This is a genomic window from Frankia sp. CeRuru1 (assembly GCF_977966315.1).
In genome coordinates, this window is the sequence record NZ_CDWWEW010000107.1 from 3,976 (window position 1) to 14,496 (window position 10,521).

A 10,521-nucleotide genomic window follows, 5' to 3' on the forward strand; every position below is an offset into this window, starting at 1 on the left:
GCAGCCGAACGTCTGCGCGAGCTGGGCGGCCTGCTCCGGGGTCGGGTAGAAACGGTAGCGGTACGCCCGCTTCACCACCTTCGACCCTATAAGTGACAGGATAGCAGGCGTGCTTGTCACGCTGGCGTTGATGCGCTAGCCCCGCCCTGAAGGACGGGGCCTGCGCGCTACGTTCCTGGGTCACTCCGTCATGATCTCATGGCTGAAACCGTCGACGCTCAGCTCCGCCCAGACCGCCGCCGAGGTGCTGTGCCCGTCGATTCACGGCCGGAGCATCGAACCATGAGAGTACGACTGGTGTTCCGGTGGATGGCGAGTTCGGTGCACCCGAGCGTGCCCCGTCCGACCGGATCATCGTTACGGCGCACGGGACATCCCACCGGCGTGGGTGGAGCAACTGGCCGATGGCGGACGGATCGCCGTCCCGCTACGGGTGCGGGGGCTGACCAGGACTGTTTCGACGGCGGGCGGGGATGGCCGAGCGCGGACGTCCGGCACCGGATGCTGCGCGAGGCTATCGAGATCATCCGGGAGCTGTGGGCCGGCAGGTATGTCACCTACCGGGGTGAGTATCTGTTCGTCGAGCCGGCGAAGCTGTTCGACCTCCCGGACGCGCCGATTCCCCTGGGGGTGGCGGTGTCCGGGCCGGAGAGCTGCCGGATTGCCGGTGAACTGGCGGACCTGGCGATCGCCGCCGAGCCGGACCCGAGCCTGATGCGGTTGTTCCAGGCGGCCGGTGGGAGCCGTGCGGCCGGTGGGAGCGGTGGGGCCACCGGCGTCGACGCCCGGCCCGGGGTCGGGCAACTGCCGGTGTGCTACGGCGCCGACGCCGAGAAGGCATTGCTGCTGGCGCGGGAGCAGTTCCGCTGGTGTGCCGCGGGGTGGAAGGTGCAGGCCGAGCTCCCCAACCCGGTGAACTTCGATGCCTACTCCCAGACCCTCCATACGGAGGACCTCGCCCCGAAGATCCCGCACGGGCCCGACCCGGAGCCGTTCGTCGCGGGGGTCCGGCGGTTCGCCGACGCCGGGTTCACCGAGGTCGCCCTGCTCCAGATCGGTCCAGATCAGGGCGGCTTCTGCGACTTCTACGAACGCGTCCTCAGGCCGGCGCTGGCCGCCTTGTGACCCGAGGGCCGGTGATCCGAGGGCCGGTGATCCGGGGGGCGGTGACCCGAGGGCCCCGGGGGTAGCCCGGTCACCGCATCAGCGCCGCTCCAGTTCCGTGGGCCGGCCCAGTTCTGCAAGCCACTGGTGGAGGACTGCGGCGGTGGAGGCGGCGTGTTCGTTCATCATCGTCTGGTGATTGCCGGCGGCGTCGAGCCTTTCGTGCTCCATCACCCAGTCGGTCACCCAGGCCTGGCCCTCCCCGTCAGGGTTCTCGGCGACCGCCTGCTGGGGCATGCGCTCCATCGCCCGGACGAGGACGACCGGCGCGTCGACGGTGGTCGGCCGCCAGCCCTCGAACAGGTCCAGGTAGGCGCCCTGCGCGGTGACCTGTGCCTCCGTCATCAGCGCGAAGGCCTGGTCGTTGAGGGCGACGCCGCGAAGCTCCTCCTGGATGTCGCCCTCGGGGATGCGGTCCCCGGGCAGCCACGTGTCGAGCAGCACCACCGCCCCGGGGCGGATCCCGCGGGCCTCCAGCCGGGCCGCGATCGCATGTGCCAGCCAGCCGCCCGAGGAGTAACCCGCGAGCACGACGGGGATCTCGTCGAACGCCCGGGCGATGGTCTCGGCATGCAGGTCAACGACGAGATCCGCGGTGGCCGGAAGCAGCTCCCCGTCGCCGAATCCGGGATGCGGCAGCGCGTACACGTCCCGCCGGCCATGCAGGTGCAGGGCAAGGCGGGCGAAGTTGTGCGGTCCCGACGGGGCGACCATCGAGGGCAGGCAGACGATGGTGGGCCGGGCCGGACCCGAGGCGAGTCTCACCGGCGCGGCGGGCGCGCCGAAGGCCTCGACGGTGCGGAAGACGGGCCTGAGCCGGGCGGCGGCCCGCAGGACACCGACGCCCTCGGCGAACTTGCCGTCCGTGCACGCCTGTCGGTACAGCTCGCGCACGCCGATCGGCGCGACCTGCGTCCCGGCCCGCGCGGGGGGCCTGCCGGGCACGATGTCCGGGTGCCGCTGGGTGGCGAGGGTGGCGAGGGTGGCGAGGGCGTCGAGATGGCGGGTGAGCTCGCAGACCGTCGGATGCTCGAAGACAACGGGCGTGGCCAGGGTGAGGCCGGTGGCGGCGGCCAGTCGGCGGCTGGGCTGCACCGAGGCCAGTGAGTCGAAGCCGAGTTCGAGGAAGCGGCGCTGCGGGTCCACGTCGTCGGGCGACGGGTGCCCGAGGATGGCCGCGGCCTCCGCCCGCACGAGGTCGAACAGCGCGCGGGCGCGGGCGGGCCCGGGCAGCGTTCCGTAGTCCACTCGGGCGGGGGGCGCGGCGGTGCCGGTCGGCTCGGCGTCCCCCTCGGGTCCGGCCGTCGTGGACCGGCTCCATAGATCGTCGAAGAAATGCCCGGGGCGGGCGGCGGTGAAGGGTGGGAGGAAGCGCTCCCAGTCGACGTCGGCGACGGTGAGCGCGGCCTGCCCGCCCGCGACCGCCCGGGTGAGCGCGGTGACCGCTGCGTCGGGGGGCAGCGGGGTCAGGCCACGGCGGCCCAGGTAGTCACGGAACGTGGCCTCGGCGCCCATTCCGGCGTCGGCCCACGGGCCGAATGCGACAGAGGTGGCGGCGAGACCGAGCGCGCGCCGCCGCGCGGCGAGGGCGTCGAGGTAGGCGTTGCCCGCGCTGTAGGCGGACTGGCCGCTACTGCCCCAGGTCGCCGACACCGACGAGAACAGGACGAAGGCCTCCAGCCTGGTGCCGTCGATCCCGTCGATCCCGTCGAGTAGCCGGTCGAGGCCGGCGGCGCCGGCGACCTTCCCGGCCACGACCTCCGCGAACTCCCCGAGATCGAGTTTGTGCAGGGCGGTCACCTGTCCCATGACACCGGCCGCGTGTACGACGGCGGACACCGGCCGGCCCGCCTTGGCCAGTCTCCGCAGCAGGGCGGCGAGCTGTTCGTGCTCTCCCACGTCGCAGGCCTCGATGATCGCCTCGGCGCCGAGGGCGGCGAGTTCGGCGCCTAGTTCCTCCGCCCCCGGAGCCGCGGGGCCACGGCGGCTGACGAGGACGATCCGGCGCGCACCGTCGCGGGCGAGCCGGCGGGCGGCATGCGCGCCGAGGGCGCCGGTGCCACCGGTGATCAGGACCGTGCCGTGGGGCCGCCACGCTGGTGGGACGGTGTCGGCTGGTGGGACGGTGTCGGCTGGTAGGACGGTGTCGGCCCTGACGAGGCGGGGTACCAACAGCCCGGTGGCACGGGCGGCGAGCTGGTCCTCGCCACCGGGGGCGGTGAGGGCGGAGCCGAACCACGCCAGCGTCTGATCGTCGAGGTCGGTCGGGATGTCGATCAGACCGCCCCAGGTGCCGGGGTCCTCCAGAGCGAGGGTGCGGCCGAGTCCCCACATCATGGCCTGGTCCGGGGCGGTGACGGGGTCGTCGGGACCGGTGGTGACCGCGCCGCGGGTGACGCACCACAGCGGTGCGGGCACGTCGAGGTCGTGCAGCGCCTGGATGAGCGGGACGGTGAGGGCGAGCCCGGTGGTCAGTGCCGGATGGATGCGGTGCGGCGTGTCGTCGAGGGCGAGCAGGGACAGGACGCCGCGTACCGCCTGCACCGTCTTCTTCCCGGCGAGGCCGCCGCCCGACGGCGGCATGGCGTCGGGCGGCGGCATGGCGTTCGACAGCAGTACGGCGTTCGACAGCAGCGCCGCGACCCGGGCGCGGTCGGCGTCGTCGCCGGTGAGGGTGAGGGTGACGGCCGTGCCGCCGAGGCGTTCGATGATCCAGGAGAGGCGGGAGAGCATGTCCTCGTCAACGCCGGCGGCCGGGGTCAGCACCGGCCACACGCCGGACAGCGGTGGCGCCGCGGTGGCCTGGGCCGTCACGGCGGTGGTGACGTCCGCGGAGTCCAGGGGCCGCCACTCGGTGCGGTAGGACCAGCTGTCCGGGCCCGCCGCGCGGGCCGTCCCGACGGTCGGGCTACGGGGCGCGGGGACGGCGGTGGTCCCGTCGAGCCAGTAGCGCCTGCGCTGGAACGGGTAGGTGGGCAGCTCCCGGTGCCGGGCGCCGCGTCCTCGGTACAGGGCGTGCCAGTCGACGTCGACGCCGTGGACGTGCAGTTCGGCCAGGGCAGTGAGGAGGGTGTCGGGTTCGGGGCGGCCGGCACGGGACGCCGCCGCGGCCACCGTGTCGCGGGCGTCGCGGGTGTTCTGGGTGTCCCGGGTGCTCTCGGTGCTCTGGGTGCTCTCGGTGCTCTCGGTGCTCTGGGCGTCGGCGGCTAGGCAGGCCGGCAGGAGCGCGGTCAGGACGGCGTCGGGGCCGAGTTCGAGGTAGGCGACGGCGCCTTCGCGGTGCAGGCGACGGGCGGCGTCGAGGAAGCGGACGGGTTCGCGGACGTGGCGTATCCAGTGGTCGGGGGTGGTGAGCCCGGCCTGGAGGCCGAGGTCGCCGGTCCGGGTGGAGACGACGGGGATGGCCGGCGGGGAGTAGATGATCTTCTCGGCGACGGCTCGGAACCGGTCGAGCATGTCGTCCATGTGCGGGGAGTGAAAAGCGTGGCTGACCGTCAGCCGCCTGATGGCGCGGCCGCGTTCGGCCCAGCCGACGGCGACGCGCTCGACGAGGTCGGCGTCGCCGGCGATGACGGTGGCGCTCGGGCCGTTGACGGTGGCGATCTCGACCCGCCCGGCGAGCCCGGCGAGGGACTCGGCGACCTCCGCCTCGCCGGCGCGGATGGCGGTCATGGCTCCGCCGGCGCGGCAGGCCTGCATGAGCCGGCCGCGGGCCGCGACGAGAGCGCAGGCGTCGTCGAGGGCCCACACTCCGGCGACGTGGGCGGCGGTGAGCTCGCCGATGGAGTGCCCGGCGAGGATCCCCGGGGCGAGACCCCAGGATTCGAGGAGCCGGAACAGCGCGGTCTCGAAGGCGAACAGCGCGGGCTGGGTGTACTCGGTGCGGTCGAGCGCCGCCGCGCCCGGGGAACCGGCGGGGGCGAACATGACGTCGCGCAGTGGGTATTCGAGATGCGGCGCGAAGTGGGCACAGACGTCGTCGAGGGCGTCGGCGAAGGCCGGGTAGGCCGCATGGAGTTCGCGGCCCATCCCGGGGCGTTGGCTACCCTGCCCGGTGAACAGGAAGGCGGTTGCGCCCCGAGCGGTTCCGCTTCGGCTCAGCGCCGGTCGGACCGTGCCCAGGACCAGCCCGGCGGTGGGGCGGGCCTCGGCCAGAGCAGCCAGGATCCCGGTCAGGGTCCCGGTCCCGGCCAGGTGCGTGCCGCTGCTGCACGCCGCCGATCCGCGGACGACGGCGACGGCGCGGTGCTCGAAGTGGGTGCGACCCGCCAGGGTGTATCCCGCGTCCAGGGGGGAGATCTCGGGATGGCGCTCCAGGTGCGTGCCGAGCCGGGCGGCCGCCGAACGTAGCGCCGCGTCGCCGCGGCCGGACAGGACGACAGGCACCGGGGCGCTCGCCGGGTTCTCCCCGGCGCGGTCCGCACCCACGGCGTCCGTTCCCGGCCCGGGGGGTGCTTCCTCGAGCACGGCATGAGCGTTGGTGCCGCTTACCCCGAACGCTGACACCGCCGCCCGTCGCGGCCGGCCATCCTGGCGCTGCCAGGGGACGTTCCCGGTGAGCAGGGCGACGTCGCCCGCCGACCAGTCCACGTGCGGGGACGCCTCGCGCACGTGCAGGGTCCGCGGCAGGACGCCGTGCCGCATCGCCTGCACCATCTTGATGATCCCGGCGACGCCGGCGGCGGCCTGGGTGTGGCCGATGTTCGACTTCAGGGACCCGAGGTAGACGGGCCGCCGCGCCGCACGGTCCTGGCCGTAGGTGGCTCGGTCCTGGCCGTAGGTGGCGATGACGGCCCGGGCCTCGATCGGGTCACCGAGCGTCGTGCCGGTGCCGTGCGCCTCCACCGCGTCGACGTCGGCGGCGCGCAGCCCCGCGTTGGCCAGCGCCTGGCGGATCAGGCGCTGCTGGGACAGGCCGTTCGGCGCGGTCATCCCGTTGCTGGCGCCGTCCTGGTTGATCGCGGTGCCACGCAGGACCGCGAGGACGTGATGGCCGTTACGGCGGGCATCGGAGAGCCGTTCCAGCAGCAGCACGCCCGCGCCGTCGGCCCAGCCGGTGCCGTCGGCGTCGGCGGAGAACGCCTTGCACCGCCCGTCCGGCGCCAGGCCCCGCTTGCGGCTGAACTCCACCAGGATCCCTGGGGTCGACATCACGGTCACCCCACCGGCCAGAGCGAGGTCGCATTCGCCGGCCCGCAGCGCCTGGCCGGCCAGATGCACCGCCACCAGGGACGAGGAACACTGGGTGTCGATGGTCAACGCGGGCCCTTCCAGGCCGAGCGTGTAGGAGACGCGGCCGGCGATCACGCCGGAGGCGTTGCCGGTGAGCAGCTGTCCCTGGGCTTCGGCGGGCGCCGCATGCCAGGCGGGGCCATAGTCCTGCAGCGACACCCCGGTGAAGACGCCGGTCCGGCTGCCCCGCAGCGACCGTGGGTCGAGGCCCGCGTGCTCCAGCACCTCCCAGGAGATCTCCAGCATCAGCCGCTGCTGCGGGTCCACGGCCTGCGCCTCGCGCGGACCGATACCGAAGAATCCCGGGTCGAACAGCGCGATGCCGGGCAGGAACCCGCCATGGCGGGTGTAGGCGGTGCCAGGCTGATCGGGATCAGGATCGTAGAGCGCGTCGAGGTCCCAGCCCCGGTCGTCGGGCAGGCCGCCGACGGCATCCCGGCCCTCTCGTACCAGGTCCCACAGGGCTTCTGGTGAGTCGGTGCCGCCGGGCAGCCGGCAGGCCATTCCGATGATGACGACGGGATCATGGCCCCGGAACGGCTCCGAGCCGACCTCGCCGGTGGCGGGAACGGCGACGGCCGCGGGAACGGCCGCGGGGACGGCGGTGGTCGCGGCGGGCTCGTCGATACCCAGCAACTCACGGCGCAGATGGCCGGCGAGGGCCTCGGGGGAGGGCCGGTCGAACAACAGCGTGGCGGGCAGGCGCAGACCCGTCGCCGCGGACAGTTCGTCCCGCAGCCGATCGGCGATGCCGCGGTACACCCCGAGACCACGCCAGGAGGATTCCCGGCCGAGGATGGCCGCGTCGCCGCTGCGCTCGGTCAGCACGGCGACCCGGCCGGCTATCAGGTCCAGCAGGAGCTCGCACTGGGCCGCCTCCGATCGGCCGGCCAGCCGGAGACGCCACGCCTCGCTCGCCCCAGCACCGGTGCCGCGCGGCGATCGTGCCTGGATTTCGCGCGTATCGCGCATGCAAACTCCCAGCGTCCTATTCAATGAGGAAACGACGCGTCGGCGACAGCCGCGTCCGTCGCCGGGCGTTCGCCTTCGTCCGTTTCGGCGACGGGTCGACGGACAACGAAGAAGGCCGCCACGGATCAAAGTCAGGGCCAGCCGGTAGCGCTCGGTACGGAGTGGGACAAAATCCCGGAAAGCTGGAGCCGAGAACGACTTGGAATATCTCTTCTGGACACGGAAGGGTAGGGCTCAGGCAACCGGCGAGGAGTCGGGTCGCGGAGCCGTCCGCTCTCCGTCGAGAGTGCGACGTCTCCATCTTCTCAGGGTACGACCATGCCGGCCGGGGGTGCGTGTCGTCGGTCACGTGTGAATAAGCATGAACGCCATGGTGCCCGATGCTGCGTTTGGGCTTCAAACGTCCTGGCGCGATCGGGCCATGTGAGAATTTACCCGGCCATCCTATGCGCAGGTCCCGGAGCGCTCCTGGTATCCTGGCGTACAGATGTCTGCTCTTCCTGTTCCTGGGTCCGTCTGCGATCCGGACTTCGAAGGCCACACCGATCGCGGAGCCGGCGTGCAACGTGTCGAGGATCGCATTTCACCAGGAATTGCTACCCGATACGGTGGTGATTTTCCATCCCCTGGCCGTCGGCGGCCTCCGTGCCCGGCGGCGGCTGATATACCCGCGACCCGCCGCGACCCGCCGCGACCCGCCGCGACGCGGTGGGACGCGGTTGCGCGGCAGGTGGCGGAGGTCGCCGACCAGGTCTGTCCGGACGAGGCGCACAGCTATTCTTGATCCTCCTGACCGACGCGCTACGCTCGCCTGTTGTGTCTGATACTGCCGCCATGTCGGCGACCGCGCCCGGATCCGGTGACGTCACCAGATTCGGGTCCCCCGGGCCGGTGAGCTCCGCCGACATCGGTGCCGACTCAATCCCCTCCGCTGTGCGCGTCACCGTGGTAGGTATTGGGGCCGACGGCTGGGCGGGGCTGGCGCCGACGGCCCGTGAGGTGGTGCGCGGGGCGGCCGTGCTGTTCGGCGCCGATCGCCAGCTTGCCCTCGTGCCCGAAAGGATCGACGGCCAGCCCGTCGGAGGCCGGCGGGTGCCGTGGCCGTCCCCGCTGCTGCCGGCCCTGCCCCGCCTGCTGGCCGGGCACGCCGGCACCGGCGGTCAGGCGGGGCGGGGTGAGCTCTGTGTTCTCGCGAGTGGTGATCCGATGTTCTTCGGGATCGGCACCACTCTGGTCCGGCTGCTGGGAGCGCACCGGGTGCGGGTCCTGCCCCATCCTTCGTCGCTCTCCCTGGCTTGCGCGCGGCTCGGGTGGGCCGTGGACGACGTCGACGTGGTGAGCGCGGTTGGGCGCCCCCTCGCGCAGGTGCAGGCCGCACTGGCGCCGCGTCGACGGCTGCTCGTCCTCAGCTCCGACCGGGCCACGCCCGTCGAGCTCGCCACCCTGCTCGTCGGGCGCGGGTACGGCGAGAGCCTGCTGACGGTTCTCGACCGGCTCGGGGGGCCGGACGAGGCGCGCCAGAGCGCCCCCGCCTCCGCCTGGGTCGAGGCCGGTGCCCGGGCCTGGGCCGCCGTGGAGCACCTGGGCGGGGCCGCCTCGGTCGTGCCGCAAGGGTCGGTCGTGCCGCAGGTGCCGTTGCGCGAGCCGGCGGACCTCAACGTCGTCGCTGTCGAGCCGGTGCCCACGCCGTCCGCCCCGCACCGCCCGCGGACGCCGGGCTTGCCTGATGACGCGTTCGAGCACGACGGTCAGCTCACCAGGCGGGAGATCCGGGCGGTGACCCTGGCCCGGCTCGGACCGGTCCCGGGCGAACTGCTGTGGGACGTCGGATCGGGCTCGGGCAGCATCGCGATCGAGTGGATGCGCACCCATGGCACCTGTCGTGCGATCGCGATCGAGCCGCGGGCGGAGCGCGCCGACCGGATCCGGCGCAATGCCACGGCTCTCGGCGTGCCGGCGCTGCGGATCGTGCCCGGCCGGGCGCCCGAGGCCCTGGCCGGGCTGCCGGCGGCGGATGCCGTCTTCATCGGGGGCGGCCTTACGACCCCCGGGCTGCTCGACGCCTGCTGGGCGGCGCTGGGCGGACGTGGCCGACTCGTCGCCAACGCCGTCACCCTCGAGTCCGAGGCGCTCCTCGTCTCCTGGCACGCCCGCCTGGGCGGTGATTTGGTCCGGTTGTCAGTGAGTCGGGCGGTCCCGATCGGTGGCTTCACCGGATGGCGCCCGGCGAGGCCGGTGACCCAGTGGACGGTGTGGCCCGCCGCCCACCATCCGTCGGTCCGTCGATCCGCCGAAAATGTGGAGGGTTAAGCACGGCCGGCGGCCTGGAAACCGTGACCAACCCTCCACAGTTTGATTCAGCAGTTCGATTCAGCTGAGCAGGTCCAGCACGCACCGGTCGGCCGGACCGCCGGGGATCGCGTGGTCGGGGGCGGCGAGGTGCCGGTGCCAGAGATCGGCGGCGCCCTGCGTGTCGCCGGCCTCGATGAGGTCGATGAGCGTGGCGTGCATCCGGCGGGTCGCACGGGCGGACGATCGGTCATCGGTGGCGACCGCGGCGAGACTGGTCTCCTCCGGACGGTTGTCGGCACCGGGGTGACCGCCGTGGCTGTTCGTGAGCTCCACGAGATGCTGGAGCATCCCGGTGATCACGGTCAGTGTCTTGTTTCCGGTCAGCTCCACCACGGCCAGGTGAAAGGCGGCCTGGGCCGAGGCGAGCGCGACGGGATGGTCGGCGGCCTCGTCACCCTCGTGGAGGAGCTGGCGTAGCCGGGCGACGTCGGCGGGATCACGCCGTTCGGCGAGCAGCGCCGCGCACGGCGGCTCGATGACGGCACAGGCCTGGTGGACGTCGCCCAGGGCGGCGCCGCGGTGTTCGAGGACGAGACCGGCGTAGCGCGCGGCGGCCTCGGGGCTCGGGGTGTGGACCCGCGCGCCGCCGTGGGCCCCGCGCCGCACGAAGATTAGCGCCTCCGCCTCCAGCACCCGGAACGCCTCGCGCAGGGTGGGGCGCGAGACCCCGAACTGCGCCATCAGCGTGGGTTCGGGCGGTAGGGCGTCACCCTCGCTGAGCTCGCCGCGGATGATCCGCCGCCGCAGCTGGCTGGCGACGAGTTCCGCGGTCTTGGGTACCCGCACCCGCTGGCCGACCGG

5 protein-coding genes are annotated in these 10,521 nt (G+C 73.1%); 2 read left to right on the forward strand and 3 right to left on the reverse strand.

What is annotated here, in order from left to right; genetic code table 11:
- Positions 1-120: helix-turn-helix domain-containing protein (locus AC08OP_RS10315; protein ID WP_476613991.1), on the reverse strand; the 120-nt coding region annotated here is incomplete at its 3' end.
- A 189-nt stretch (positions 121-309) separates the two neighbouring features.
- Here AC08OP_RS10315 and AC08OP_RS10320 point away from each other — a divergent pair.
- Positions 310-1,125 (forward strand): TIGR03557 family F420-dependent LLM class oxidoreductase, encoded by an 816-nt coding sequence (locus AC08OP_RS10320; RefSeq protein ID WP_476613992.1) that lies wholly within the window; start codon positions 310-312, stop codon positions 1,123-1,125.
- A gap of 78 nt (positions 1,126-1,203) precedes the next feature.
- Here the strand turns inward: AC08OP_RS10320 and AC08OP_RS10325 are convergent, their stop codons facing one another.
- Positions 1,204-7,368 (reverse strand): SDR family NAD(P)-dependent oxidoreductase, encoded by a 6,165-nt coding sequence (locus AC08OP_RS10325; protein ID WP_476613986.1) that lies wholly within the window; start codon positions 7,366-7,368, stop codon positions 1,204-1,206.
- 834 nt (positions 7,369-8,202) lie between these two features.
- Between AC08OP_RS10325 and cbiE the strand changes: the two genes are divergently transcribed.
- Positions 8,203-9,678, forward strand: a complete 1,476-nt coding sequence (gene cbiE / locus AC08OP_RS10330) for a precorrin-6y C5,15-methyltransferase (decarboxylating) subunit CbiE (protein WP_476613987.1) — start codon at positions 8,203-8,205, stop codon at positions 9,676-9,678.
- Positions 9,679-9,738: 60 nt separating this feature from the next.
- Here cbiE and AC08OP_RS10335 read toward each other — a convergent pair.
- The coding region (locus AC08OP_RS10335; RefSeq protein WP_476613988.1) for a FadR/GntR family transcriptional regulator at positions 9,739-10,521 on the reverse strand (783 nt) is incomplete at its 5' end.